The following is a 24,515-nucleotide window of genomic DNA, read 5'->3' as shown; positions in this document are numbered from 1 at the left end:
TGTTGAGCGCTCATTCTCACGATCACGGTCATCATCATGGCCATCACCACCACCATCATCACGGCGATGAGCAGGCGGCCGGCCCGTTCCCTTGGCGGCGCATGGCCTGGGCGCTGTTGCTGGTGCTGTTTGCCGTAGCGGCGGCGAGCCTGGTGCAGGTGCGTTCCGGTGAAGCCACGGTGATCACGCGTTTCGGCAACCCGTCGCGGGTGCTGCTGGAGCCGGGCCTGGGCTGGCGCTGGCCGGCGCCGTTCGAAGCGGCGATCCCGGTGGACTTGCGCCTGCGCACCACCTCCAGCGGCTTGCAGGATGTGGGCACCCGCGATGGCTTGCGCATCATCGTGCAGGCCTATGTGGCGTGGCAGGTGCAGGGCGATGCCGACAATGTGCAGCGCTTTATGCGCGCGGTGCAGAACCAGCCGGATGAGGCGGCGCGGCAGATCCGCACCTTTGTCGGCTCGGCGCTGGAAACCACGGCGGCCAGCTTTGATCTGTCCAGCCTGATCAACACCGACGCCAGCCAGGTGCGCATCGCCGATTTCGAGGCGCAGTTGCGTCAGCAGATTGATCAACAATTGCTCACCACCTATGGCGTGCGTGTGGCCCAGGTGGGTATCGAGCGGCTGACCTTGCCCTCGGTAACCCTAACCGCCACGGTCGACCGCATGCGCGCCGAGCGTGAAACCATCGCCACCGAACGCACCGCCGTGGGCAAGCGTGAAGCGGCGCAGATCCGCTCCGCCGCCGAGCGTGATGCGCGCATCGTGCAGGCCGATGCCACAGTGAAAGCCGCCGATATCGAAGCGCAATCGCGGGTTGAAGCGGCGCAGATCTATGGCCGTGCCTACGCCGGCAACCCGCAGTTGTACAACTTGCTGCGTTCCTTGGACACCCTGGGTACGGTGGTCACGCCGGGTACCAAAATAATCCTGCGCACCGACGCGGCGCCATTCCGCGCGTTGGTCGACGGGCCCAAGGACGTTCAGCCATGACCGAGCGCCACAGCCCGGACAGCCCCTGGATTCAGGCCGGGCGCCTGACCTTCCTGGCGCTGTACGCGGTGACCGTGTTGGCCGCGCTGGCCTGGGCGTTTTCCAATGTGCGCCAGATCGACCCGCAGAACCGCGCCGTGGTCCTGCATTTCGGTGCCCTGGACCGCATCCAGAATGCCGGCCTGCTGCTGGCCTGGCCACAGCCGTTCGAGCAGGTGGTGCTGTTGCCGGCGGCCGATCGCGTGATCGAGCGGCGGGTGGAAAACCTGCTGCGCTCCGATGCGGCGGTGCAGGCCGACCGCGTGGCGACATTCGCTACGCCGCTCAGCGATGCCCTGGCTGGCTCCGGTTACCTGCTGACCGGCGACGCCGGCGTGGTGCAGCTGGATGTACGGGTGTTCTACAAGGTCACCGAGCCCTATGCCTTTGTGTTGCAGGGCGCGCATGTGCTGCCCGCGCTGGATCGCCTGGTGACGCGCAGCGCAGTGGCGCTGACGGCCGCACGTGACCTGGACACAATCCTGGTAGCGCGCCCGGAGCTGATCGGCACCGACAACGGCGCCGCCGAACGCCGCGAACGGCTGCGCGGTGACCTGGTGCAAGGCATCAATAAACGCCTGGCGGAGTTGACCTCCGCCGGCTTGGGCTTGGGCATCGAAGCTACCCGCGTCGACGTGCAATCGAGTCTGCCGGGCCCGGCGGTGAATGCCTTCAATGCGGTGCTCACCGCCAGCCAGCAAGCCGACAAAGCCGTGGCCAACGCGCGCACCGACGCGGAAAAACTTACCCAGACCGCCAACCAGCAGGCCGACCGCCTGGTGCAAGTGGCCCACGCCCAGGCCAGCGAGCGCCTGGCCAATGCCCAGGCGCAAACCGCAGCCGTTGCCAGCCTGGCCCAGGTGAAAGACCCGGGCTTGCTGTTGCGCCTGTACCGCGAGCGCTTGCCGAAGATTCTCGGCCAGGCCGGCTCTGTTACCACGGTCGACCCTAAAGACGACTCCCGCTTGATCATCCAGGGAGCCGAACAATGAGCGCACCCATGCTGACCTCCGCCGAGCAGCGCAGCGCTGCCCGGCAATTGACCTTGGCCATGTTGGCCTTGGGCCTGCTGATATTGGGCCTGGTGTGGCGCTGGCTGGCGCCGGACCAGAGTGGCGTGAGCCAGTTGTTGCTCGGCGTGGCGTCCCTGCTGGTGGCGGTGCCGGTGATGCGGTCGGCCTGGTACAGCCTGCGCTTTCCGAGCCTGCACGGCATCACCGACCAACTGATCGCGCTGGCGATGATGGGCGCGTGGGCCACCGGCGACCTGCTGACCGCCGCACTGCTGCCGATCATCATGATCTTTGGCCATGTACTGGAAGAGCGCAGTGTGATCGGCTCCCAGGAAGCGATCCACGCCCTCGGCAAACTGACCCGCAGCCATGCGCGCCGGGTGCAGGCCGACGGCAGTATTGTTGAAGTGGACAACGCCACGCTGCACACCGGCGATATCGTCGAAGTGCGCGCCGGCGACCGCGTGCCCGCCGATGGCGTGGTGCTGTCCGGCCAGGCGAGCCTGGACACGGCGCCGATCACCGGTGAGTCGGTGCCCCTGGAAGCCAGCGCGGGCGTGCAGGTGTTTGGTGGGGCGATCAACCTCGATGGCTTGCTGCGCCTTGAGGTGACGCGCACCGGTACTGAATCGACCTTGGGCAAAGTTATCGCGCTGATGCAGAACGCCGAGCGCTCCAAGCCGCCGATCACGCGGCTGCTGGAGCGCTATGCCGGCAGCTATATGGTGCTGGTGTTGTTGCTGGCGGCGGTGACCTGGTTTGTCACCAACGACGCCCAGGCCATGTTGGCCGTGCTGGTGGCGGCGTGCCCGTGTGCGCTGGTGCTGTCGGCACCGGCCACGGCGATTGCCGGGATTGCGGTAGCGGCGCGCCATGGGATTTTGATTCGCAGCTCGGCGTTCCTGGAAGAGTTGGCGGACCTGACCTCGCTGGTGGTCGACAAGACCGGCACGCTGACCTTTGGCACCCTGCGGTTGCAGTCCATCGAGACCACCGCGCCAGACCGCCAAGGGTTGCTGAACCTCGCGGCCAGCCTCGGCTCGGCCAGCAGCCACCCGGTCAGCCGCGCACTGGCGGGGTTGGGAACGCGGCCGTTAGCGCTGACCGACATCCGCGAACGCCAAGGCCTGGGCGTTGTTGCGCAAACTGAAGAGGGCGAGGCCGCGCTGGGCCGCCCCGAGTTGTTCGAGCAATTGGACATTGCCACCACGGCCGTCCCGAACCACGACGGTCCGATTGCCGGGCTGGCGCTGAACGGGCAATTCCTCGCCTGGCTGCTGCTGGCCGACAGCGTCAAGCCGGAAGCCCGTCAGGCCTTGCAGGAACTCCGGGAATTGGGCCTGGGCCGCCAATTACTGCTGACCGGCGACCGCCAAAGTGTCGCCGACAGCCTGGCGCTGGAGGTGGGCATCAGCGACGTCGAAGCCCAGGCCTTGCCGGAAGACAAACTCAACCGCGTGTTGGGCGAGATCGGCAGCGGTTTTCGGCCCATGGTGGTGGGCGACGGCATCAATGACTCCCTGGCGCTCAAGGCCGGTGTGGTCGGCGTGGCGATGGGGGCGGGCGGGGCGGATATCGCGCTGGCCTCGGCGGACGTGGTGTTGATCGGCAGTGACCTGCGTCGTCTCGGCACCTGTGTGCGCTTGAGTCGCCAGTGCCGGCAGACGTTGCAGGTCAACGTGATCATTGGTTTGGGCTGGACCCTGGCCATCGTGGTGTTCGCCGCGTTTGGCTGGTTAGGCGCCGCAGGGGCGATGATTGCAGCGGTGTTGCATAACCTCAGCACCTTGTTGGTGCTGGGCAATGCCGGGCGTTTGCTGCGCTTTCAGGAACCGCTGTTGAAGCTGGAAGAATAATTTTTAGAAATATTTGCCCACCGCTGTAACGGCGGTAGGGGGCCTCACTCTAGTGGTATGTCGAGACTGAACAATCCGTTCAGACCGGCTCCACTACCGATCATGAGGACTACAACAATGAACATTAAATCCGCCGCTGCTGGTGCCGCTCTCGCAATGGCCGCCGCTACTCTGTTTGCGGGTGTCGTTACCCAGGCTCAGGCTGCCGACAGCGCTGTGCACTGCTACGGCATCAACGCCTGCAAAGGCCAGAACGACTGCAAAACCAAGGACCACGCCTGCAAAGGCCAGGGCTCATGCAAAGGCCAGGGTTTCAAGGCCATGGCCAGTGCCGATGCCTGCACCAAGGCGGGCGGCAAAGTCGGCGAGTAACCGGCCAACGAGTGCAACCGCGGCGGCTGCCCCCCCAGCGCCGCGGACACTTTGCCCAGGAGTGAGTCATGTCCGCTTGCCTTCCAACTCTGGGTTACGGCCTGGGTTTACGCAGTGAGTACTACCAGCAGATCCTTGAACAGTCGCCGGCCGTGGATTGGTTTGAAGTGATCTCCGAGAACTATCTGGTGCAGGGCGGCAAAGCCTTGTACTACCTGGACGCGATAGCCGAGCGTTATCCCCTTGTGATGCACGGGGTGTCCCTGTCCATCGGTGGGCCGCATGCCCTCGATACCGACTACCTGAAACACATCAAAGCCCTGGCCGAGCGCATCCAGCCGGCGTGGATTTCTGATCACCTGTGCTGGAGCCGTGGCAGCGCGCACCAGTTGCATGACCTGCTGCCGCTGCCTTACACCGAAGAAAGCCTCTACCACGTGGCCGCCCGCGTTCGCCAAGTGCAGGACGTGCTGCAGCGGCCATTGGTGCTGGAAAACGTCTCCAGCTATGTACGCGCCAAGGCTGATGAATTTACCGAGTGGGAATTTCTCAAGGCCCTGGCGCATCTCAGCGGGTGCCAGCTGTTGCTGGACGTGAACAATGTGTATGTCAGTTCGCGTAACCATGGCTTTGATGCCTGGACGTTTATTCACAGCTTGCCGCCCGAAAGCATCCGCCAACTCCACTTGGCCGGGCATATGGACTACGGCGATTACGTGGTCGATACCCATGACCACCCGGTGTGTGATCCGGTGTGGGCGCTGTATCAGCAGACGCTTGAGCACCTGGGGCCGGTCTCGACCTTGTTGGAGCGCGATGACCATTTTCCGCCGTTCGAAGAGCTGCTCACCGAACTGAGCAAGGCCCGTGAACTGGGCGCCACCGCCCTGGCCAGGAGAGCGTTATGCGCCTGACCGATTGGCAGTTGGCGTTCGAAGAACACCTGTTAGCTGAAACCCCCGTGGCCAACAGTGGTTTTGCCGCTACGTTGCTGGGCGGGCCGACGCTGGATGTGGATACCGGCCTGGCGATTTATCACAACGCTTACCTGTCGCGCTTGCAGGAAGTACTGCGCCATGACTTCGGCGCCATCTGGTATTGGCTGGGGGACGACGAGTTTGCGGCGTTGACCGCGGTTTACCTGCGCCGTTATCCGTCGGCCCATTACAGCCTGCGCTGGCTGGGTGAACGGTTCCCGGCGTTTATCCTTGAGCATCTGGTAGCCGAGCAAAGCGCGCCGTTGGCCGAACTGGCGCGGCTGGAATGGGCATTCACCCTGGCATTTGACGCGCCGCAAGGGCAGCCGTTGACGCTGAATGCCATGGCGCAACTGCCGGCGGAAGACTGGCCGGGCTTGCAGGTAACCCTGGCGCCTTCGGTGCAGCAGCTGCTGTGCCGCTTCAACTCGGTGGCACTCTGGCGTGCCAGCAAGGAGGCAGCGGACTTCCCCGACAGCCAGGCGCTGGACTCGGCGCACATCTGCCTGGTGTGGCGCCATGAAAACGTGTGCCATTACCGCAGCCTGGACCCGGCGCAAAGTGCAGCCCTGGCGGGCATGGTGACCACCGGCTGGAGTTTTTCAGAACTGTGCGCCGAACTGGCAGTCACTTATGCAGAGGGTGCCTCCCTGCAAGCCGTTACATGGCTGAAACAGTGGGTCCAGGATGGGTTGCTCGAGCGCCGAGGGTCATAGAAGACGGCTATCAAATCGATAGCCTCCTACTTTTCTTCGGATGGTCTACCCTCACAGCAGACGTCTGAAACAAGGGGGGACTACTCATGCTCGCGCAACTTCCACCGGCCTTACAGAATCTTCAGTTACCGCTGCGTCTTCGACTCTGGGATGGCCATGAATTCAACTTGGGCCCCGAGCCCAGTGTGACCATCGTGGTGAAGGACCCCACCGTCGTCACGCAACTGACCCATCCCACGCTCGACTCACTGGGCGAAGCCTTCGTCGAGGGCAAGCTGGAGCTGGAAGGCTCCATCTCCGAGGTCATTCGGGTATGTGACGAGTTGAGTCACGCCCTGATCGAAGACGACGGGGGAAGTCGTCCGGTGCGCTCCATCCACGACAAGGCCACAGACGCAGCGGCCATTTCCTACCACTACGACCTGTCCAACGAGTTCTACCAGCTCTGGCTGGACCAGGACATGGCGTACTCCTGCGGTTATTTCGAAACCGGTAGCGAGTCCATCGACCAGGCCCAACAAGACAAATTTCGCCACCTGTGCCGCAAGTTGCGGCTGCAGCCGGGTGAATATTTGCTCGACGTAGGCTGCGGTTGGGGTGGGCTGGCGCGGTATGCGGCGCGGGAATTCGGGGTCAAGGTGTTTGGCATCACACTGAGCAAGGAGCAATTGGCTTTGGCGCGGGAACGGGTCAAGGCCGAGGGGCTGGAGGACCAGGTTGACCTGCAACTGCTCGACTACCGCGACCTGCCGCAAGACGGTCGTTTCGACAAAGTGGTGAGCGTGGGCATGTTCGAGCACGTCGGCCACGCCAACCTGGCGGAGTACTGCAAGACGCTGTTTGGCGCGGTGCGTGAAGGCGGCCTGGTGATGAACCATGGCATTACCGCCAAGCATACCGACGGCCGCCCTGTGGGCCGTGGCGCCGGGGATTTTATCGAGCGGTATGTGTTCCCCAACGGCGAGCTGCCGCACCTGGCGATGATGACCGCCGAAATCAGCGAAGTCGGGCTGGAAGTGGTCGACGTCGAAAGCCTGCGCCTGCACTACGCGCGCACCCTGGACCATTGGAGCGAGCGCCTGGAGGACAACCTGGAAGCTGCGGCGAAGATGGTACCGGAGCAAGCGTTGCGGATCTGGCGGCTGTACCTGGCCGGTTGCGCTTATGCGTTTGCGCGGGGCTGGATCAACTTGCACCAGATCCTGGCGGTAAAACCCCACGCCGATGGCGGCCATGAACTGCCGTGGACGCGGGAAGATATCTACCGCTGAAATACGCTTAGACAAACAACGCGGTAAAAATGTGGGAGGGGCGGTGCGACGACTCGACTTGCCCCCGATGGCGGTATGTCAGCCAGCTGATCTGGCACTGATACATCGCTATCGGGAGCAAGTCGAGTCGTCGCACCGCCCCTCCCACATTTAGATCTTCAGCGTTTTTTAAAGAATCGGTGAGATCAGCCGCGCCACGCGCATGCCCAGTTGCTGCAAGCGGCGGGTCTCGCGGCTTTCTTCCTGGCTGACTTCATGGGCCTGGTCGAAGTCGTCCAGCAGCATCTGCTCTACCTGCTTGGCGAAGGCTTCGTCGACGGTGAGCAACATCACTTCGAAGTTCAGCCGGAACGAACGGTTGTCCATGTTCGCACTGCCGATGGCGCTGATTTCGCTGTCCACCAACACCACTTTCTGATGCAGAAACCCCGGCGTATAGCGGAACACCCGCACACCGGCGCGCACCGCTTCGATCGCGTAAAGGCTGGAGGCGGCATACACAATGCGGTGGTCGGGCCGTGAGGGCAGCAACAGGCGCACGTCCACCCCGCGCAGCACCGCCAGGCGCAGGGCGGCAAATACGGCTTCGTCGGGGATGAAATACGGGCTGGTGATCCACACGCGTTCGGTGGCCGCGTGGATGGCTTCGACAAAAAACAGCGAGCAGGTTTCATACGGGTCGGCCGGGCCGCTGGCGAGCAACTGGCAGAGCACGCCGTCTTCGGGGTAAGTGTCTGGTAGGATCAGCGGCGGCAGTTCCCGAGCGGCCCAGAACCAGTCTTCGGCGAACGATTCCTGCAGGCACGCCACCACCGGGCCGGTGACTTGCACATGGGTATCGCGCCACGGCGCCAGGGGCGGTTTTTTGCCCAGGTATTCATCGCCCACGTTGTGGCCGCCGACAAACCCGGTGAGGCCGTCCACCACCACGATCTTGCGGTGGTTGCGGAAATTCACCTGGAACCGATTGAGCCAGCCGCTGCGGGTGGCGAACGCTTTTACCTGCACCCCGGCGTCGCGCAGCGATTGCGCATAACGATGGGGCAAGGCGTGGCTGCCAATGCGGTCGTAGAGCACATAGATGCTTACGCCTTGCGCAGCCTTTTCCTTCAGCAGGGCATGCAACTGCCTGCCAAGCTCGTCGTCATGGATGATAAAAAACTGGAACAGCACAGCGGTTTTGGCGTTGCGGATGGCCTCGAAAATCGCGCTGAACGTGGCATCGCCATTAATCAGCAAGTGCACTTCATTGTTAGCCAGGCACGGCATGCGGCCCAACTTGGGCATGGCCCGCAACGATGTATAGGCACTTGAGCTGCGCGCGGCCAGGGCTTCCTCGACCCACGGGCGCCAGTTCAGCGCGGCGATGGCGGTGTGCATTTCCTGGTTGGCCTGGCGCCGCGCCTGGATGTACGCGTCGAAGGTGCTACGGCCAAAAATCAGGTAGGGGATCAGCGTGAGGTAGGGCATGAACATCAGCGACAAGGCCCAGGCGATCGAGCCTTGGGCGGTCCTGACGGTCAGCACCGCGTGGATCGCGGCGAGGGTCCCGAGAAAGTGCAGTGAGGCAATGAAGTAGGCGAGCAGGTGCGGGCCAAAAAAATCCATGAACGACATGACTCCAGACGATCCATTGCCTAACAGACCATGAACGGCTGCGAATGTCGCTATTTTATTTGCCGTGCAACACTGGCGCCTTTGCGGCGTCTAACGCCCACAATTACCCAGGAGTTACCCGATGAATGCTCGTCTGCTCTGTTTAGCCATGGTTGTTGGTTTGTCGCTGCCGGTGGCAGCACAGGCGCAGATGCTGGCGCCAGGCTTGTGGGAATTGACCACCAGCAATATGAAAGTCGATAACCAGGACCTGCCGGACCTGTCGCTGATCCTCGGTCAGCTCAAGCAACAGATGACCCCGGAACAGCGCGCCATGCTGGAAAAACAAGGCATCACCATGGCCGGTAAAGGCGTGCAGGTGTGCCTCACTCCGGCCCAAGTGGCCTCGGACTCGATCCCCCTGACCGACCCGCAATCGGGCTGCAAGCAGGAAGTGACCGACAAGACCGGCAACCAGTGGAAATTCCGCTTCAGTTGCCCGAAAGCCCAGGGCACTGGCGTGGCGACTTTCCAGAGCCAGAAGGAATTCACCACCACCGTCAACGGCACGTTCAATGCCACCGGCATTCAGCAGAAGGGCAGCCTGGATAGCCACGCCCAGTGGCTGGGCAACGATTGCGGCACGGTCAAACCGCGCGCCTAACGCAAAAAATACAGGGGCAGGCCCTGGCAACTGTCGACCACCTGGCCGTTGTGCCAGGCCAGGTGGCCGGACACCAAGGTGGTGCTGACGCTATGGCGAAAGCTGCGTTCGGCAAATGGCGTCCAGCCGCAGCGGGCCAGGATCGGCTGGCTGCTCACCGGCTTGCCCGCCGGCTCCGGTTTGATCAGCACCAGGTCGGCCCAATACCCCTCGCGTAGATAACCCCGGTCCGGGATGGCAAACAGGTCGGCGACCCGGTGGCTGGTTTTCGCCACCAGAGTGGTCAGCGGCAGCAGCCCATCGGCCACCAACTCCAATAACGCCGGCAGCGCATGCTGCACCAGGGGTAAACCCGATGGCGCTTCACGATAGCCCAACTGTTTTTGCGCCCAGGTGTGCGGCGCATGGTCGGTGCCAATCACATCCAGGCGATCACTGAGCAGAGCCTGGCGCAAGGCGTCGCGGTCGGCGCGGGTCTTGATCGCCGGGTTGCATTTGATCTGGTGGCCGAGGCGGTGATAGTCGTGGTCATCGAACAGCAGGTGGTGCACGCAGACTTCGGCGGTAATGCGTTTGTCCGCCAACGGCTTGTCTTCGAACAGCGCCAGTTCACGGGCGCTGGTCAGGTGCAGCACATGCAGGCGCGTGCCAAAGCGCTGGGCCAATTCCACCGCAAAAGACGACGAGCGATAACACGCCTCGGCATCCCGGATCAGCGGGTGAGCGACGGCCGGGATCTTGTCGCCGAAGCGTTCACGCAGGCGCTGTTCGTTGGCCAGGATGCTCGGCGTATGCTCGCAGTGGGCCAGCAGGATGGTCGGCACCTCGGCGAAGAGCCGCTCCAGAATGCGCGGGTCATCCACCAGCATATTGCCGGTGGAGGCGCCCATGAACACTTTGACCCCGGCCACCTCGCGCGGGTCGAGGGCGGCGACGGTGTCGAGGTTGTCGTTGCTCACGCCAAAGTGAAAACCGTAATTGGCTACCGAGTGCAGGGCCGCGCGGCGCTTTTTATCGGCCAGGGCTGGCAGGTCCAGGGTAGCTGGGCTGGTGTTGGGCATGTCCATGAAGCTGGTGATACCGCCGGCCACCGCCGCGCGCGATTCGCTGTAGAAGCTGCCTTTGTCCGGCGCGCCGGGTTCGCGAAAGTGCACCTGGTCGTCGATCATGCCCGGCAGCAACCACTGGCCCCTAGCATCGATGGCCACGGGGGCGACGCAGCCTTCGATGCTGCTGGCGATCTTTTCGATTCGGCCATTGGCGACCAGCACATCGGCGTCGAATTCCTGGCCTTCATTCACCAGGCGGGCGTTGCGGATCAACAGGCGGCTCATGGTTCAGAACTCGTTTTGCAGGGCTTTGTAGCCGCGCACCAGGTCGACGTTGGTGCGCGCCACGTCTTCGGAAAATTCCGAGGCGCTGACGCTCACCGGCGGGAATTGCGACAGGTCGGTATTCGGCCCGATGCGGGTAGTGGAGGGCACGTAGAAGGCGGCGGGCAAGTCGCGGCCGTCGACCACAGAGTTATGGCGCACCACGCAGCCGTCGCCCACGGCGCAGTTGAACAGCACGCTGTTGAAGCCGATAAACACGCGGTCACCGACCGTGCACGGGCCGTGGACGATGGAGCGGTGCGCAATGGAGGTGAACTCGCCGATGGTCACGGCGGCACCGGATTTGGAATGGATGACCACGCCATCCTGGATGTTCGAGTTGGCACCGATGGTGATCGGGTCCATGGCGCCGCTGGCGTCGACTTCGTCGGCGCGGATCACGGCGTAGGGGCCGACGAAGACGTTCTCGCCGATGATCACCTTGCCGCAGATGATCGCGGTTTTGTCGACGTAGGCCGATTCGGCAATCACCGGCAGATCGCCGGAAGGGTTCTTGCGGATCATGCGGCGGGCTCCGAAATAATGTGGACGTAGTCGCCGTCGATGGCGTTGTAGAAGCAGGTGGGTCGACCGGTGTGACACGCCGGGCCCAGTTGGTTGACGATCAGCAACACCGCGTCGCCGTCGCAATCCAGGCGAGCCTCCACCAGCTGTTGCCAGTGGCCGGAGCTTTCGCCTTTGCGCCACAGCTGCTGGCGCGAGCGCGACCAGTAGCAGGCTTGCCCAGTGGCCAGGGTTTCGTTGAGGGCCTGGCGGTTCATCCAGGCCAGCATCAATACCTCGCCAGTCCCGTGTTGCTGGGCGATGGCGGCAATCAGGCCGTCGCTGTTCCACTGCAGCCCATCAAGCACGGGTTCAAGGGGAAAGCGGCTGCCCAGGGCAGCCCCTTCCAGGTCGAGCATGCTCAGCTTCATGGCTTGCCGAGGGCCGCGCACAGGGTGTTGAGGTTGTATTCGAACAGCCCGGTAAAGGTGCTGGCCGGGCCTTCGGCAGCGAGGGCGTCGGAGTACAGCGTGCCGCCGATCTGCGCGCCGCTTTCGTCAGCGATCTGCTTGAGCAGGCGCGAGTCCTTGATGTTTTCCATGAACACCGCCTTGACCTTGTCCTTGCGGATCTGGGTGATCAGCGCAGCCACTTCGGCGGCAGACGGTTCACGCTCGGTGGACAAACCCTGCGGCGCCAGGAACTGAATGCCATAGGCCTGGCCCAGGTAACCGAAGGCGTCATGGGAGGTGACGATGCGGCGGTTGCCCGCTGGCAGCGCGCCGAACTTGGTCTTGGCTTCAGCCAGCAGGCGGTAGATCTCTTTCAGGTAGGCCTGGCTGTTGCGCTGGTAGTCGGCTGTGTTGGCCGGGTCGGCGGCAACCAGCGCCTTGGTAATGTTGTTCACATAGATTTCGGCGTTGGCCAGGTTGTGCCAGGCGTGCGGGTCGGGAATGGTTTCGCCGTCTTCCTCCATGGTGTGGGAAATCACGCCTTTGCTGGCGGTAACCACGGTGGCCTTGGTTTCGGTACTGGTCACCAGGCGGTCCAGCCACGGCTCGAAACCGAGGCCGTTCTTGATGATGACTTTTGCTTTGAGCAGCGCCTTGGCGTCGTCGGGTGTTGGCTCGTAGGTGTGGGCGTCGGAATCGGGGCCGACCATGTTGCTGATCTGGATGTGATCACCACCGATCTGGTGGGTGATGTCATCCAGAATACTGAAGCTGGTAACCACTTGGAGTTTGTCGGCGGCCTGCGCCAGTGAAAGTGGCAGCAGCAGGCTGAACAGCACGAGTAGAGCGCGCATCGGGAAACACCTCATTGGGATGACAGCAAGGGCGGGCGGCGCAGCAAACCGTGCACCGGACCGAAGACCACGGACAGCAGGTACCCACCGCCAGCCACCAGCACAATCGCCGGGCCGCTGGGCAGTGAGTAGTAGAACGACAACAACAAACCCAACCACACCGACAGGCATCCCAGCACCGCCGATACCGCGATCAACACCGGCAGGCGCCGGCTCCAGAAACGTGAAGCAATCGCCGGCAACATCATCAAACCCACCACCATCAAGGCGCCGATGGCCTGGAAGCCGATCACCAGGTTCAGCACCACCAGGGTCAGAAACAGCCCATGGGCCAGCGGCCCGAGGCGGCTGACGGTTTGCAAGAACAGTGGGTCGAGGGTGTCCAGCAGCAGCGGTTTGTATATCAACGCCATGGCGATCAGGCTGAACCCGGATACCCACAGCATGCCGGTCAAGGTGGTTTCGTCTACCGCCAGGGCCGAGCCGAACAGCAGGTGCAGCAGGTCCAGGCGCTTGCCGGCGATGCCTAGGATCAGCACGCCGGCGGCCAGGGAGATGGGGTAGATGGCGGCGAGGCTGGCGTCTTCGCGCAGGCCGGTGCGGCGGGTGATCCACGCCGACAACCCGGCCATGCCCAGGCCCGCGCCGAGGCCGCCGATGGTCAGCGCCGGCAGGCTAAGGCCGGCGAACCAGAAGCCCAGGGCCGCGCCGGGCAGGATGCCGTGGGCCACGGCGTCACCGATCAGGCTCATGCGGCGCAGGATCAGGAACACCCCCAACGGCGCGGTGCTGCACGCGAGCACCAGCCCGCCGATCAAGGCGCGGCGCATAAACACAAAGTCGAAAAACGGCATCCACAATTGGGCGGTGAAGTGCATCAGGCCACCTGCATGTGCGGTTGCGGGCGGATCAGTTCTTTGCTGGGGCCGAACACGCAGCCGCTGCTTTTGATCTGCACCACTTGCTGGGTGTGGTGGCGCACGGAGGCCAAGTCATGGCAGACGACGATCAGCGTGCGGCCCTGTTCGTGCCAGGCGTGGATGTGTTTCCAGCACAGCGCCTGGCCTTCTTCGTCGAGGGCGGCGTGGGGTTCGTCGAGCAGCAACACTGGCGCTTCGGCCAGGCTCATGCGGGCGAGCAGGGCGCGTTGCAGTTCGCCGCCGGACAAGGCCATCAACGGGCGATGTTCCAGGCCGTTGAGGCACCAGTCATCCAGTACCGCTTGCAGGCGCTGGCTGCGTTGCTCCGGGGTGAGCTTGGTGCCCCAGAAACCGGCGGCTACCAGCTCTTGCAAGCTGATCGGGAATTGGCGATCCAGGTGTTGCTGCTGGGGCAGGAACGACAGGCCGCCACGGCGTGGAACAGCCACTGTCACTTTACCGGCCAAGGGTTTTTGCAGCCCGGCGATGACTTTGAGCAGGCTGCTTTTACCGGTGCCGTTGGCGCCGATGATGCCGGTGAGGCTGCCTTTTTCCAGGGTGAAATCGACCGCAGGTGTCAGCGGTTGGCCGGGGGCGCCCCAGCGCAAAGCGGTGCAGGTGATCATGCAGGGTTTCTCGTCCAGCGGCTTTCAGCCACGGCATCGTGCGCGTGCAGGCTTTCGGCGTGGATCACTTTCAGGTGGAAGGCTTTGACGGCATCCGAGCGTTTCAAGGCGAGGTTCAGGCGGCGGGCGGCGTCTTCGCAGAACATCAGGTTCTGCCCGTTGGCCAGGGCGAAGGCTTGTTCATCCGCACGTTTCACGGCGGTTTGCACGGCGGTGCCGAGGGCAGCTTCGACGCTATCGATCAGCTCGGTGAGGGGCAAGCTGAGTTGGTTGCCGTCCAATTCGATCAGCATCTGTGCACTGCTGCGCTGACTGTGGGGCGTGGCGACGATGCCGTTGGCGCTGCCGAGCCAGGCCAACACATCATCATGCTGCAACGCGGTGTTGCTGAAATCCTGAAGAAATTGCTGCTGAATCAACTGCCTGGCGAGGGCAGCCGAGCAAGGGCAGGTTGAGGAATAGGTAACGTCAATTTTTAGTTCCACGTGGAACATCTGGTTTTCCAGGCGCGCTTCGATGCTCACCGGGTAGCCTTTCCAGCCGGTCAATGGGCTGACCAGTGCCGCTCGTTTGAGCAGCAAGTTGGTGTGGATACGCAGGTAGGCGTTATTAGATAAACCTTCATGACTGTCGAGAAAACGCTGCAGTACATTACGCAGAAGTGCAGGCGTAAGGGGCTGCTGGTCGAGCATTTCCAGGGCAAGGTACAGGCGTGACATATGAATGCCACGGGCGGCGCCGTCGTCCAGGCTCACACCGGCATCGGCGGTGGCGGTCAGGCGCTGGCCGTCGATGATTATCGGCAAGGCGATGCCGCACATACCCACCCAGTCGAGTGGCAAGGCTTGGCGTGAAGCCTGCGCGGCGATATCCGGCAGAGTCAGCGCATTCATGGGCAGGTCCATCGTTGGAAATAAAAAGACATGTTATATTATAACTATTGAGTCGACGATGATTTTTCTGCTCCTGCCTTTTTTCAGTCATGTCGAGTAAGGACGCTCCTTTTATTAGCGGTATTTTTCATGCACAGACGTCAGCTCCTTAACCTGCTTCTGGCCAGCCCTTTGTTCACCTTGCCCTTCACCGCCTCGGCCACGCAGATTCGCAACGCCCGCCTGTGGCGCTCGGATGACAAGCTACGATTGGTGTTCGACCTCAGCGGGCCGGTGCAATACAGGACCTTTTCCCTGAGCGCGCCTGAACGCCTGATCATCGACTTGAGTGGCGCCGGGCTCAGTGGGGATTTCTCGCAATTGATGCTCAAGGGCAGTGGCATTACCGCAATCCGCTCTGGGCATTTTGGCAAGGGCGACACGCGCATCGTGTTGGACCTGGCCGCGCCGATGCAGCTCAACAGCTTCCTGCTGCCGCCCCAGGATGGCCAAGGTCATCGCCTGGTGCTGGATCTCAGCGGCGCCATGCAAGCACCTCGGCAAATAGCCGCAGAACCCGCCCGCCCGGTGGACAAGGCGCACCCGAAACGCGACATCATCGTCGTGGTCGACCCCGGCCACGGCGGCAAAGACCCCGGCGCCGTTGGGTCCAAGGGCCAGCGCGAAAAAGACGTGGTGCTGTCCATCGCCCAATTGCTGGCCAAACGCTTGAAGCGCGAGAAGGGTTTTGACGTGAAGCTGGTGCGCAACGACGATTTCTTCGTGCCGCTGCGCAAGCGCGTGGAGATTGCCCACAAGCACAACGCCGACATGTTTATCTCGGTACACGCCGATGCGGCACCGCGCATCACCGCCTCGGGGGCGTCGGTGTATGCCTTGTCTGAAGGCGGCGCCACCTCCGCCACCGCGCGGTTTATGGCGCAACGGGAAAACGGTGCCGACCTGCTGGGTGCTACCAGTCTGCTCAACCTCAAGGACAAGGACCCGATGCTGGCCGGGGTGATTCTGGATATGTCGATGAATGCCACCATCGCCTCCAGCCTGCAACTGGGCAGCTCGATCCTGGGCAGCCTGGAAGGCATCACCTCGTTGCACCAGAAGCGCGTGGAACAGGCCGGTTTCGCGGTGCTCAAGTCACCGGATGTGCCGTCGATCCTGGTGGAAACCGGGTTTATCTCGAATGCGCGGGACAGTGCGCGGCTGGTCACCGCACGGCATCAACAGGCGGTTGCGGATGGCCTGTTCGAAGGGCTGAAAAAGTACTTCCAGAAGAACCCGCCGATGAACAGCTACATGGCCTGGGTGCAGGAACAGAAAGACGCCCAGGCCTAACAGCCGGTGATTCGGCTGCAGGTGAACTTGGCGCTGGCGCCACCCGAACTGGAGAACCGGTTCAGGGTGGTCCAGCCCACACGCCGGGTGTAGCCGACCCACGCCTCACCATCCGACGCCAACCCGGTAAAGAACGTCAGCTGCCCATAGCGGCTGTTGGTCTGTGCCCAATAGCGTTTGCCGATCACCTCAAACCCCCTCAAATACGTGGTGCTGCCCACCGTCGCCACGCTGTAGGCATTGCCCAGCGGGTCCACGCAGGCCAGCAGGTTGGCGCTGCGCGTGCAGTGGGCCAACGGGCTCGGTGCCTGGGCACAGGCGGGGCCTGCCGCTGCCAATAACAGGGCGCACACCAGGTATTTCATAGGGGTTCTCGGGGGTTGGGGGAGGGCCAAGCATTGCGCCCTTCGTCGTGGCGAGCAAGAGGGATTGGCTTATTTGCATTGTTATACTATAACATTAAAGCACAGCCTGACCCGTGAACCGCCCCCCATGACTGAACAAGACCTGTTGGCCCAGCCGCCTGCCGACTACATGAATGAAGCCCAGCAGGCCTTCTTCCGTGCGCTGTTGCTGGCCCAGCGCAACGAGCTGCAAGTGCGCATCGAGGCCGAGTTCCAGCAGCTGCGCGAGCAGGAAACCAACAGTGACCTCGCCGATATCGGCAGCGCGGAAGAACAGCGCCAATGGCAACTGCGCCTGTTGGAGCGGGAAAAGAAGCTGCTCGACAAGATCGATGACGCCCTCGAGCTGCTGGCCCGCGGCGAGTACGGCTGGTGCCGCGAAACCGGCGAACCGATTGGCTTGCAACGCCTGCTGCTGCGCCCTACCGCCACCCTGTGTATCGAAGCCAAAGAACGTGAAGAGCTGCGCGAACGCCATAAACGGGCGATTTGACCGGCCAACCCAGATGAGGAATACCTGATGCCCAATCGTCTCCCCGTTACCGTGTTGTCCGGCTTTCTCGGCGCCGGTAAAAGCACGCTGCTCAACTACGTCCTGCGCAACCGCGACAACCTGCGGGTGGCGGTGATCGTCAACGACATGAGTGAAATCAACATCGACGGCAGCGAGGTGCAGCGCGATGTCACCCTCAACCGTTCGGAAGAAAAACTGGTGGAGATGAGCAACGGCTGCATCTGCTGCACCTTGCGGGAAGACTTGCTGTTAGAAGTCGGAAAACTCGCCAAGGAGGGTCGCTTCGATTACCTGTTGATCGAATCCACCGGCATTTCCGAACCCTTGCCCGTGGCCGAAACTTTCACTTTTCGCGATGAAAACGAGCAAAGCCTCGCCGATATCGCGCGCCTGGACACCATGGTCACCGTGGTCGATGGGATGAATTTCCTGCTCGACTATCAGGCCGCTGAAAGCCTGGCTTCGCGGGGCGAAACCTTGGGTGAGGAGGACGAACGCTCGATCACCGACCTGCTGATCGAGCAGATCGAATTCGCCGACGTGATCCTGATCAGCAAGATCGACCTGATCAGCAGTCGCGAGCGCGAGGAGCTGATGGCGATCCTCGAGCGCCTCAACGCCCAGGCGGAAATCATCCCGATGGTCATGGGCGAAGTGCCGCTGCACAAGATCCTCAACACCGGCCGTTTCGACTTCGAGCGCGCCGCCCAGGCCCCAGGCTGGTTGCAGGAACTACGCGGCGAGCATGTGCCGGAAACCGAAGAATATGGCATTGCCTCCACGGCTTACCGCGCGCGGCGCCCGTTTCACCCGCAACGCTTTTTCGACTTTATCGACCGCCCGTGGGTCAACGGCAAACTGCTGCGCTCCAAGGGGTTCTTCTGGCTGGCCAGCAAGCACCAGGACGCCGGCAGTTGGTCCCAGGCCGGTGGCTTGATGCGCCACGGGTTTGCCGGACGCTGGTGGCGGTTTGTGCCGAAAAGCCAATGGCCCCAGGACGAAGAAAGCGTGGCGGCGATCATGGGCAACTGGCAACTGAGCACCGGCGATTGCCGCCAGGAACTGGTGTTTATCGGGCAGAACATCGACTTCGCACAGATGCGCGCCGAGTTGGACGCCTGCTTGCTCACCGATGCAGAAATGGCCCTGGGCGTCGAAGGTTGGCGCCAACTGGCCGACCCCTTTGGCCCTTGGTATGAGGAGGCAGCCGCCTGATGTTGGCCCAAGTGATTGCGTTACGCCCGGTGATCCGCCAAACCCGCGGTGAAACCCCGCTGGCCCTGTCGGAGATCCTCGAAGACGGCGTCAACCTGGCGCTGTGGCAGCGCCAGTTGCCGTTGCACATTGCCGAGTTCGGCGCGTTGCTGGTGGCACTCAACGAGCCGTTGGCGGACTCGATGGTGATCGAACTCAACAGCGAGGACGCCGAGCCGAATTTGCACGGTCTGGCGGCCAGTTGTCGTGATCTTGAAGGCTACGAAGGCTTTATCGCCGACGTGTCGTGGCTGGTCAGCGCGTTCGCCTGTCTGCTCGGTGCCAAGCGTATCGGCGTGCGTTTGCGCCTGTTGGACAAGGCCATGTGCCCGCGTTTTCACGTGGACCATGTGCCGGTGCGGCTGATCACCACTTACGCCGGCATCGGCAGCCAGTGGCTGCGCGAAGGCGTGATGGACCGCCGCAAACTGAGCCAGCCGGCGGCTGAGCCGACCGAGCGGGTCGAGCAGATCCAGTGCGGCGAAGTGGCCTTGCTCAAGGGCACAAAATGGCATGGCAATGAAGGTTACGGCCTGATCCACCGCTCGCCGGCCCTCAAGGCGGATGAGCGTCGCTTGATCCTGACGCTGGATTGGTTGGCATAACCGGGTAGGATCAAGCGTTCTACACGGTCCGAATTGTGCCCCCTATGCTGCAGAACATTCCCACCCACGTGATTGCCGGGCCCTTGGGCGCCGGCAAGACCAGCCTGATCAAGCACCTGCTGGCCCAACGCCCGGCCAACGAGCGCTGGGCCGTATTGATCAACGAGTTCGGGCAGATCGGCCTGGATGCCGCCTTGCTCACCCAGGACGACGACGGCATTGCCCTGGGCGAAGTCGCCGGCGGCTGCCTGTGCTGTGTGAATGGTGCACCGTTCCAGGTAGGCCTGGGCCGTCTGTTGCGTAAGGCCAAGCCGGATCGGTTGTTTATCGAACCCTCGGGCCTGGGCCACCCGGCGCAGTTGCTCAAGCAGTTGCGCGAAGCGCCCTGGCAGACGGTGCTGGCGGTTCAACCGTGCGTGCTGGTGCTGGATGCCCAAGCCCTGGCGGCGGGCAAACCGCTGCCGCCAGCCCAGCAGGATGCACTGGCCAGCGCCGGGCTGTTGGTGTTGAACAAGGATGAAGGGCTGGATGCCGTACAACGACAGGCCGTCGAACGACAATTACCCGATTGCCCGCTGTATTGGACGCGCCAGGCGCAATTGCCGATCGACCTGTTACCCGGCCTGACCGCACAGGCTAGCGCGGCTGTGGATAACGTCGAGGTGCCCAAGGGCCTCGCGCAAATGCCAGCCATTTGGAGTGACCCTACGCTGCCAATCTGCTTGAGCCAGGCCCAGGAGGGCGGCTGGAGCATCGGCTGGCGCTGGCACCCGAGCCAGCAATTCGACACCCAGCGCCTGTATGAATGGGTGGCAAGCCTGGGCTGGCGGCGCGCCAAGCTGGTTATCCACAGCCGCCAGGGCTGGGTCTCGGCCAACGCTGTGGATAACAGCTCGCTGGCCTGGCAACCCAGCGAGTGGCGGCGCGATTCGCGTATTGAATTGATCTTCAGTGCGCCACAGGACATGGCAGCGTTGCAGGCCGCACTGGCCGCCTGCCGTTACTGACGGTTTTTGGTCGCGTGGTCCTGGCGCCATTGGCTCAGCTCGATCACTTCGGCGCTGGGCAGGGGTTCCTTGACTTCGAACGGGTAGGGCGCCAGTTCGATCTGCGCGCTGTGGGCGCCGAACTGGGTGATGACACCTGCATGGCGGGTTTCGCCGGTCACGGTGAATTCGAAGTTGTACACCCGCGCCAGGCGCCGCCGGCCGTTGGCATCTTTCACAAAGCCGATGCGCTTGAGCGCCACTGCGCCGTCGAGCAGTTCGATATCCAGCTTGGCGCAATGCTGTTTGACCCGCGCCAGCGCGCGTTCACGCAGGCCGTGGTTGTGCCACACCCAGGCGGCAGCGGTCGCCAGCAGCATCAACACGAAGATGTTTCCGAGGGTCAGCATGCGAAAAACTCCAACAAAGTGAGAGCAGCTTAACTGTGTCGCCGGTCTGTCGTACAGGCTGCGTTTAGTCGCATACTGCGCGGCCAGAATTTCAATGGCTTTACGGAAATCCCCTGCATGAAACGCACACCTCATCTGCTTGCGATCCAGTCTCATGTGGTCTTTGGCCACGCCGGAAACAGCGCCGCCGTGTTCCCCATGCAGCGGGTCGGGGTGAACGTCTGGCCGTTGAACACGGTGCAGTTCTCCAACCACACCCAGTATGGCCAGTGGGCGGGCGAAGTGTTGGCGCCGCAGCAAATTCCGGCGCTGGTTGAAGGTATTGCCGCCATCGGCGAGCTGGGCAACTGCGACGCTGTTCTGTCCGGCTACCTGGGCAGTGCCGATCAGGGCCGCGCGATTCTCACCGGCGTGGCGCGCATCAAGGCCATCAACCCCAAGGCCCTGTACCTGTGCGACCCGGTGATGGGCCACCCGGAAAAGGGCTGCATCGTGCCCCAGGAAGTAAGTGATTTCCTGCTGGACGAAGCCGCGGCCATGGCCGACTTCCTGTGCCCCAACCAGCTGGAGCTGGACAGTTTTGCCGGGCGCAAGCCGCAGTCGTTGTTCGATTGCCTGGCGATGGCCAAGGCGTTGCTGGCACGCGGGCCCAAGGCCGTGCTGGTCAAGCACCTGGATTACCCGGGCAAGCTGCCGGAGGGCTTCGAAATGCTGTTGGTGACCGCCGAAGGCAGTTGGCACCTGCGCCGCCCATTGCTGGCGTTCCCGCGTCAGCCGGTGGGCGTGGGCGACCTGACCTCGGGGCTGTTCCTGGCGCGGGTGCTGCTGGGCGACAGCCTGTTGGCGGCCTTCGAGTTCACCGCCGCAGCCGTGCATGAAGTGCTGCTGGAAACCCAGGCCTGCGCCAGCTACGAGCTGGAGCTGGTGCGGGCGCAGGATCGGATTGCCCATCCGCGTGTGCGCTTCGAGGCCACACCGATCGGCTTGTAGGTACGCGAAAACCTAATGTGGGAGCGGGCTTGCTCGCGAATGCGGAGTGTCAGTCACTGAATAATTGACTGACACTCCGCATTCGCGAGCAAGCCCGCTCCCACATTTGATCCAGTTTACAAGTCCAGGCTACAGGGCCTCAGCCTTTGATTTCCTGATAGCGCTTTTCCAGCTCCTGGCGAATTTGCCGGCGCTGCTGGGCCTGCACGAACCGGCGTTTGTCTTCGCTGTTCTGCGGTTGCAACGGCGGGACGGCGGCGGGTTTGCGCTGGTCGTCCACGGCCACCATGGTGAAGAAGCAGCTGTTGGTATGGCGCACCGAGCGCTCGCGGATGTTCTCGGTCACCACCTTGATGCCCACTTCCATCGACGTGTTGCCGGTGTAGTTGACCGACGCCAGGAAGGTCACCAGCTCACCGACATGGATTGGCTCGCGAAAAATCACCTGGTCTACCGACAATGTCACCACATAGCGGCCGGCATAACGGCTCGCGCAGGCGTAGGCCACTTCGTCGAGGTACTTGAGCAGGGTGCCGCCGTGGACATTGCCTGAGAAGTTGGCCATGTCAGGGGTCATCAATACCGTCATCGACAGCTGGGCGTTTCCGGGTTCCATAGCACACTCACGGGTTTGTAGGCATTGGTTGGGGAGGCACCTCTGCGGGTGCTGGAATCTTTTGCAGCGCCATCCCTAACGGGACGCCGGTGGGCGGCTTGCCGTCACGCACACACGGTTCTGTTTCCATATATTGCACCGGCTTTCTGTCGGAAGTCGCGGTGTTAACCTTCGAAAGCCCATCTCAGGGTATTTCTTACGATCAAGGCAGACTTTTCCTTCCGCTCTTTGCGACTGTTCAAAGGCGCGTGCGGAAGTGGGAAAAGCGCCAGTACCCTCAAGGAGCCCCTCGCCATGCACGCCATCAGCTTTATCCAGGACCTGGCCGTGATCATGCTGGTGGCAGGGGTGGTCACCATCCTGTTTCACCGCCTCAAGCAGCCGGTGGTGCTGGGGTATATCGTCGCCGGCTTTATCATCGGCCCGCACACCCCGCCTTTCGGCCTGATCCACGACGAAGACACCATCAAGACCCTCGCCGAGCTGGGGGTGATCTTCCTGATGTTCTGCCTGGGCCTGGAGTTCAGCCTGCGCAAGCTGTTCAAGGTCGGCGCCACGGCGTTTATCGCGGCCTTCCTGGAAATCATCCTGATGATCTGGATCGGCTACGAAATTGGCCGCTGGTTTGATTGGAACACCATGGATTCGCTGTTCCTTGGCGCGATCCTGGCGATTTCCTCGACCACCATCATCGTCAAGGCGCTCAATGACCTGAAGATGAAGAACCAGCGGTTCGCCCAACTGATATTTGGCGTGCTGATCGTCGAAGACATCCTCGGCATTGGCATCATCGCCTTGCTGTCGAGCATCGCCGTCAGCGGCACGGTCAGCTCCGGCGAGGTGTTTTCCACGGTCGGCAAGCTCTCGCTGTTCATGATCGTTGCGTTGGTCATCGGTATTTTGTTGGTGCCGCGCCTACTGGCTTATGTGGCCAAGTTCGAAAGCAACGAGATGCTGCTGATCACCGTGCTCGGCTTGTGCTTCGGCTTCTGCCTGCTGGTGGTCAAGCTTGAATACAGCATGGTGCTGGGCGCGTTTTTGATTGGCGCGATCATGGCCGAGTCCCGCCAGCTCATCAAGATTGAGCGCCTGATCGAGCCGGTTCGCGACATGTTCAGCGCAATCTTCTTCGTTGCCATCGGCTTGATGATCGACCCGCAGATCCTGCTGCAATACGCCTGGCCGATCGCGGTGATCACCGTAGCGGTGGTGTTGGGCAAGATGTTGTCCTGCGGCCTGGGCGCCTTTATCGCCGGTAATGATGGGCGCACGTCACTGCGCGTGGGCATGGGGCTGTCACAGATTGGCGAATTTTCCTTCATTATCGCCGCGCTGGGCATGACCTTGCAGGTCACCAGCGACTTTCTGTATCCGGTCGCGGTGGCCGTTTCGGCGATCACTACGCTGCTGACGCCCTACCTGATTCGCGGCGCTGACCCCCTGTCGTTGAAGATTGCCGCCGTGATGCCCAAGCGCATGAGCCGGGTGTTCGGCATGTATGGCGAATGGCTGCGCAGCATCCAGCCGCAAGGCGAGGGCGCGATGCTGGCTTCGATGATCCGCAAGATCATCCTGCAAGTGGGGGTGAACCTGGCGCTGGTGGTGGCGATCTTCTTCGCCGGCAGCTACTTCGCGGTGCGTATTGGCGGGTATCTGGAGGGCTGGATCAGTGATCCAAGCTGGCAGAAGGCGTTGATCTGGGGCGGGGCGTTGCTGTTGTCGCTGCCGTTTCTGATTGCGGCGTATCGCAAGCTCAAGGCGCTGTCGATGCTGCTGGCAGAGATGAGCGTCAAACCGGAAATGGCCGGGCGCCATACCCAGCGTGTGCGGCGGGTAATCGCCGAGCTGATCCCGCTGCTGTCGCTGCTGGTGATTTTCCTGCTATTGGCAGCCTTGTCGGCGAGTATTCTGCCGACCAACAAGTTGCTGGTACTGATCGCCGTGGTCGCGGCGGCAGTGGCGGCCGTGCTCTGGCGCTGGTTCATCCGCGTGCATACGCGGATGCAGGTCGCGTTGCTGGAGACCCTGGATAACCACAAGGATTCGCCGGAACATTAAGCGTCGGCGCGCGAGCTTTTGTGGCAAGTGAGTTTATTGTGGCAAGTGAGCTTGTTGTGGCGAGCGAGCTTGCTCGCGTTGGACTGCGCAGCAGTCCCAAAAAGCTCACCTCGCCCTAGCTGAAGGAACTCATTCGCCGGACTGGGGCTGCTTCGCAGCCCAACGCGAGCAAGCTCGCTCGCCACAAAGTCTTGCCGCCACAATAAGCTCGGTTAACACCCAAAGCCC

26 protein-coding genes are annotated in these 24,515 nt (G+C 62.4%); 15 read left to right on the top strand and 11 right to left on the bottom strand.

Annotated elements, in window-relative coordinates:
* Positions 1-2: 2 nt before the first annotated feature.
* From hflC to cfaB, 7 genes are all read left to right on the top strand, one after another.
* Positions 3-992: a protease modulator HflC gene (gene hflC / locus CXQ82_RS30985; RefSeq protein ID WP_033897227.1), complete on the top strand. Its 990-nt coding sequence runs from the start codon at positions 3-5 to the stop codon at positions 990-992.
* On the top strand, positions 989-2,023 hold the full coding sequence (hflK, locus tag CXQ82_RS30980; RefSeq protein WP_101273683.1) for a protease modulator HflK: 1,035 nt from the start codon (positions 989-991) through the stop codon (positions 2,021-2,023). Before hflC ends, hflK begins: the two co-directional genes overlap by 4 nt.
* Entirely contained in the window at positions 2,020-3,900 is a 1,881-nt protein-coding gene (locus CXQ82_RS30975) for a cation-translocating P-type ATPase (protein WP_101273682.1), read from the top strand. The genes hflK and CXQ82_RS30975 overlap by 4 nt, the downstream gene beginning before the upstream one ends.
* A gap of 117 nt (positions 3,901-4,017) precedes the next feature.
* Positions 4,018-4,272, top strand: a complete 255-nt coding sequence (locus CXQ82_RS30970; RefSeq protein WP_101273681.1) for a hypothetical protein — start codon at positions 4,018-4,020, stop codon at positions 4,270-4,272.
* A gap of 68 nt (positions 4,273-4,340) precedes the next feature.
* Complete coding sequence (locus CXQ82_RS30965; RefSeq protein WP_101273680.1) at positions 4,341-5,186, top strand: DUF692 domain-containing protein; 846 nt, start codon at positions 4,341-4,343, stop codon at positions 5,184-5,186.
* Positions 5,177-5,965, top strand: coding sequence for a DNA-binding domain-containing protein (locus tag CXQ82_RS30960; protein ID WP_101273679.1), 789 nt, complete (start codon positions 5,177-5,179; stop codon positions 5,963-5,965). The genes CXQ82_RS30965 and CXQ82_RS30960 overlap by 10 nt, the downstream gene beginning before the upstream one ends.
* Positions 5,966-6,051: 86 nt before the next feature.
* Positions 6,052-7,236, top strand: coding sequence for a C17 cyclopropane fatty acid synthase CfaB (gene cfaB, locus CXQ82_RS30955; RefSeq protein WP_101273678.1), 1,185 nt, complete (start codon positions 6,052-6,054; stop codon positions 7,234-7,236).
* Positions 7,237-7,404: 168 nt separating this feature from the next.
* Here the strand turns inward: cfaB and cls are convergent, their stop codons facing one another.
* Positions 7,405-8,844, bottom strand: a complete 1,440-nt coding sequence (cls, locus tag CXQ82_RS30950) for a cardiolipin synthase (protein ID WP_101273890.1) — start codon at positions 8,842-8,844, stop codon at positions 7,405-7,407.
* A gap of 130 nt (positions 8,845-8,974) precedes the next feature.
* On the opposite strand from cls, the gene CXQ82_RS30945 reads away from it, so the two are divergent.
* Positions 8,975-9,496 carry a DUF3617 domain-containing protein gene (locus tag CXQ82_RS30945; protein WP_101273677.1) on the top strand — a complete coding sequence of 174 codons (522 nt, stop codon included), beginning with the start codon at positions 8,975-8,977 and terminating at the stop codon, positions 9,494-9,496.
* Here the strand turns inward: CXQ82_RS30945 and CXQ82_RS30940 are convergent.
* Genes CXQ82_RS30940 through folE2 form a run of 7 tightly spaced genes read right to left on the bottom strand, consistent with a single transcriptional unit; the run spans position 9,493 to position 15,118 of the window.
* A complete protein-coding gene (locus CXQ82_RS30940; RefSeq protein WP_101273676.1) occupies positions 9,493-10,830 on the bottom strand; it encodes a dihydroorotase in 1,338 nt (445 codons plus the stop codon). The genes CXQ82_RS30945 and CXQ82_RS30940 overlap by 4 nt on opposite strands.
* A gap of 3 nt (positions 10,831-10,833) precedes the next feature.
* On the bottom strand, positions 10,834-11,394 hold the full coding sequence (locus CXQ82_RS30935) for a DapH/DapD/GlmU-related protein (protein WP_005792581.1): 561 nt from the start codon (positions 11,392-11,394) through the stop codon (positions 10,834-10,836).
* The gene (gene hisI / locus CXQ82_RS30930) at positions 11,391-11,804 is read right to left on the bottom strand and encodes a phosphoribosyl-AMP cyclohydrolase (RefSeq protein ID WP_101273675.1); all 414 of its coding nucleotides are present in this window, start codon (positions 11,802-11,804) and stop codon (positions 11,391-11,393) included. The genes CXQ82_RS30935 and hisI overlap by 4 nt, the downstream gene beginning before the upstream one ends.
* Positions 11,801-12,679, bottom strand: coding sequence for a metal ABC transporter substrate-binding protein (locus CXQ82_RS30925; protein ID WP_101273674.1), 879 nt, complete (start codon positions 12,677-12,679; stop codon positions 11,801-11,803). The genes hisI and CXQ82_RS30925 overlap by 4 nt, the downstream gene beginning before the upstream one ends.
* Positions 12,680-12,690: 11 nt before the next feature.
* Positions 12,691-13,557, bottom strand: coding sequence for a metal ABC transporter permease (locus CXQ82_RS30920; RefSeq protein WP_101273673.1), 867 nt, complete (start codon positions 13,555-13,557; stop codon positions 12,691-12,693).
* A complete protein-coding gene (locus CXQ82_RS30915) occupies positions 13,557-14,225 on the bottom strand; it encodes a metal ABC transporter ATP-binding protein (protein ID WP_101273672.1) in 669 nt (222 codons plus the stop codon). The genes CXQ82_RS30920 and CXQ82_RS30915 overlap by 1 nt, the downstream gene beginning before the upstream one ends.
* The gene (folE2, locus tag CXQ82_RS30910; RefSeq protein ID WP_101273671.1) at positions 14,222-15,118 is read right to left on the bottom strand and encodes a GTP cyclohydrolase FolE2; all 897 of its coding nucleotides are present in this window, start codon (positions 15,116-15,118) and stop codon (positions 14,222-14,224) included. Before folE2 ends, CXQ82_RS30915 begins: the two co-directional genes overlap by 4 nt.
* 129 nt (positions 15,119-15,247) lie before the next feature.
* Between folE2 and CXQ82_RS30905 the strand changes: the two genes are divergently transcribed.
* Positions 15,248-16,450 carry an N-acetylmuramoyl-L-alanine amidase gene (locus CXQ82_RS30905; RefSeq protein ID WP_101273670.1) on the top strand — a complete coding sequence of 401 codons (1,203 nt, stop codon included), beginning with the start codon at positions 15,248-15,250 and terminating at the stop codon, positions 16,448-16,450.
* Here CXQ82_RS30905 and CXQ82_RS30900 read toward each other — a convergent pair.
* A complete protein-coding gene (locus tag CXQ82_RS30900) occupies positions 16,447-16,815 on the bottom strand; it encodes a glutamine synthetase (protein ID WP_101273669.1) in 369 nt (122 codons plus the stop codon). The two genes, CXQ82_RS30905 and CXQ82_RS30900, sit on opposite strands and share 4 nt — an antisense overlap.
* A 127-nt stretch (positions 16,816-16,942) precedes the next feature.
* Between CXQ82_RS30900 and dksA the strand changes: the two genes are divergently transcribed.
* Genes dksA through CXQ82_RS30880 form a run of 4 tightly spaced genes read left to right on the top strand, consistent with a single transcriptional unit; the run spans position 16,943 to position 20,234 of the window.
* Positions 16,943-17,347: an RNA polymerase-binding protein DksA gene (dksA, locus tag CXQ82_RS30895; RefSeq protein ID WP_101273668.1), complete on the top strand. Its 405-nt coding sequence runs from the start codon at positions 16,943-16,945 to the stop codon at positions 17,345-17,347.
* A 27-nt stretch (positions 17,348-17,374) separates the two neighbouring features.
* On the top strand, positions 17,375-18,583 hold the full coding sequence (gene zigA / locus CXQ82_RS30890; protein WP_101273667.1) for a zinc metallochaperone GTPase ZigA: 1,209 nt from the start codon (positions 17,375-17,377) through the stop codon (positions 18,581-18,583).
* Positions 18,583-19,227: a DUF1826 domain-containing protein gene (locus CXQ82_RS30885; RefSeq protein WP_101273666.1), complete on the top strand. Its 645-nt coding sequence runs from the start codon at positions 18,583-18,585 to the stop codon at positions 19,225-19,227. Before zigA ends, CXQ82_RS30885 begins: the two co-directional genes overlap by 1 nt.
* Before the next feature lie 44 nt (positions 19,228-19,271).
* The gene (locus CXQ82_RS30880; RefSeq protein ID WP_101273665.1) at positions 19,272-20,234 is read left to right on the top strand and encodes a GTP-binding protein; all 963 of its coding nucleotides are present in this window, start codon (positions 19,272-19,274) and stop codon (positions 20,232-20,234) included.
* Here the strand turns inward: CXQ82_RS30880 and CXQ82_RS30875 are convergent.
* Positions 20,228-20,623, bottom strand: a complete 396-nt coding sequence (locus CXQ82_RS30875; protein WP_101273664.1) for a DUF3301 domain-containing protein — start codon at positions 20,621-20,623, stop codon at positions 20,228-20,230. The two genes, CXQ82_RS30880 and CXQ82_RS30875, sit on opposite strands and share 7 nt — an antisense overlap.
* A 117-nt stretch (positions 20,624-20,740) precedes the next feature.
* Here CXQ82_RS30875 and pdxY point away from each other — a divergent pair, with 117 nt between their 5' ends.
* Complete coding sequence (gene pdxY, locus CXQ82_RS30870; RefSeq protein WP_058421087.1) at positions 20,741-21,613, top strand: pyridoxal kinase PdxY; 873 nt, start codon at positions 20,741-20,743, stop codon at positions 21,611-21,613.
* Positions 21,614-21,752: 139 nt separating this feature from the next.
* Here the strand turns inward: pdxY and CXQ82_RS30865 are convergent, their stop codons facing one another.
* Positions 21,753-22,229 carry an acyl-CoA thioesterase gene (locus CXQ82_RS30865; protein WP_028618540.1) on the bottom strand — a complete coding sequence of 159 codons (477 nt, stop codon included), beginning with the start codon at positions 22,227-22,229 and terminating at the stop codon, positions 21,753-21,755.
* A gap of 294 nt (positions 22,230-22,523) precedes the next feature.
* On the opposite strand from CXQ82_RS30865, the gene CXQ82_RS30860 reads away from it, so the two are divergent.
* The gene (locus CXQ82_RS30860; protein WP_101273663.1) at positions 22,524-24,287 is read left to right on the top strand and encodes a cation:proton antiporter; all 1,764 of its coding nucleotides are present in this window, start codon (positions 22,524-22,526) and stop codon (positions 24,285-24,287) included.
* The last annotated feature ends 228 nt before the right edge of the window (positions 24,288-24,515 follow it).

The sequence above is a fragment of the Pseudomonas sp. S09G 359 genome, assembly GCF_002843605.1.
GTDB lineage: Bacteria > Pseudomonadota > Gammaproteobacteria > Pseudomonadales > Pseudomonadaceae > Aquipseudomonas.
This window is presented reverse-complemented; position numbering and strand designations above follow the sequence as displayed.

Coding starts and splice junctions, on each gene's coding strand:
- hflK (WP_101273683.1), top strand. CDS start 989: ATGACCGAGCGCCACAGCCCGGACAGCCCCTGGATTCAGGCCGGGCGC.
- CXQ82_RS30975 (WP_101273682.1), top strand. CDS start 2,020: ATGAGCGCACCCATGCTGACCTCCGCCGAGCAGCGCAGCGCTGCCCGG.
- CXQ82_RS30970 (WP_101273681.1), top strand. CDS start 4,018: ATGAACATTAAATCCGCCGCTGCTGGTGCCGCTCTCGCAATGGCCGCC.
- CXQ82_RS30965 (WP_101273680.1), top strand. CDS start 4,341: ATGTCCGCTTGCCTTCCAACTCTGGGTTACGGCCTGGGTTTACGCAGT.
- CXQ82_RS30960 (WP_101273679.1), top strand. CDS start 5,177: ATGCGCCTGACCGATTGGCAGTTGGCGTTCGAAGAACACCTGTTAGCT.
- cfaB (WP_101273678.1), top strand. CDS start 6,052: ATGCTCGCGCAACTTCCACCGGCCTTACAGAATCTTCAGTTACCGCTG.
- cls (WP_101273890.1), bottom strand. CDS start 8,844: ATGGATTTTTTTGGCCCGCACCTGCTCGCCTACTTCATTGCCTCACTG.
- CXQ82_RS30945 (WP_101273677.1), top strand. CDS start 8,975: ATGAATGCTCGTCTGCTCTGTTTAGCCATGGTTGTTGGTTTGTCGCTG.
- CXQ82_RS30940 (WP_101273676.1), bottom strand. CDS start 10,830: ATGAGCCGCCTGTTGATCCGCAACGCCCGCCTGGTGAATGAAGGCCAG.
- CXQ82_RS30935 (WP_005792581.1), bottom strand. CDS start 11,394: ATGATCCGCAAGAACCCTTCCGGCGATCTGCCGGTGATTGCCGAATCG.
- hisI (WP_101273675.1), bottom strand. CDS start 11,804: ATGAAGCTGAGCATGCTCGACCTGGAAGGGGCTGCCCTGGGCAGCCGC.
- CXQ82_RS30925 (WP_101273674.1), bottom strand. CDS start 12,679: ATGCGCGCTCTACTCGTGCTGTTCAGCCTGCTGCTGCCACTTTCACTG.
- CXQ82_RS30920 (WP_101273673.1), bottom strand. CDS start 13,557: ATGCACTTCACCGCCCAATTGTGGATGCCGTTTTTCGACTTTGTGTTT.
- CXQ82_RS30915 (WP_101273672.1), bottom strand. CDS start 14,225: ATGATCACCTGCACCGCTTTGCGCTGGGGCGCCCCCGGCCAACCGCTG.
- folE2 (WP_101273671.1), bottom strand. CDS start 15,118: ATGAATGCGCTGACTCTGCCGGATATCGCCGCGCAGGCTTCACGCCAA.
- CXQ82_RS30905 (WP_101273670.1), top strand. CDS start 15,248: ATGCACAGACGTCAGCTCCTTAACCTGCTTCTGGCCAGCCCTTTGTTC.
- CXQ82_RS30900 (WP_101273669.1), bottom strand. CDS start 16,815: ATGAAATACCTGGTGTGCGCCCTGTTATTGGCAGCGGCAGGCCCCGCC.
- dksA (WP_101273668.1), top strand. CDS start 16,943: ATGACTGAACAAGACCTGTTGGCCCAGCCGCCTGCCGACTACATGAAT.
- zigA (WP_101273667.1), top strand. CDS start 17,375: ATGCCCAATCGTCTCCCCGTTACCGTGTTGTCCGGCTTTCTCGGCGCC.
- CXQ82_RS30885 (WP_101273666.1), top strand. CDS start 18,583: ATGTTGGCCCAAGTGATTGCGTTACGCCCGGTGATCCGCCAAACCCGC.
- CXQ82_RS30880 (WP_101273665.1), top strand. CDS start 19,272: ATGCTGCAGAACATTCCCACCCACGTGATTGCCGGGCCCTTGGGCGCC.
- CXQ82_RS30875 (WP_101273664.1), bottom strand. CDS start 20,623: ATGCTGACCCTCGGAAACATCTTCGTGTTGATGCTGCTGGCGACCGCT.
- pdxY (WP_058421087.1), top strand. CDS start 20,741: ATGAAACGCACACCTCATCTGCTTGCGATCCAGTCTCATGTGGTCTTT.
- CXQ82_RS30865 (WP_028618540.1), bottom strand. CDS start 22,229: ATGGAACCCGGAAACGCCCAGCTGTCGATGACGGTATTGATGACCCCT.
- CXQ82_RS30860 (WP_101273663.1), top strand. CDS start 22,524: ATGCACGCCATCAGCTTTATCCAGGACCTGGCCGTGATCATGCTGGTG.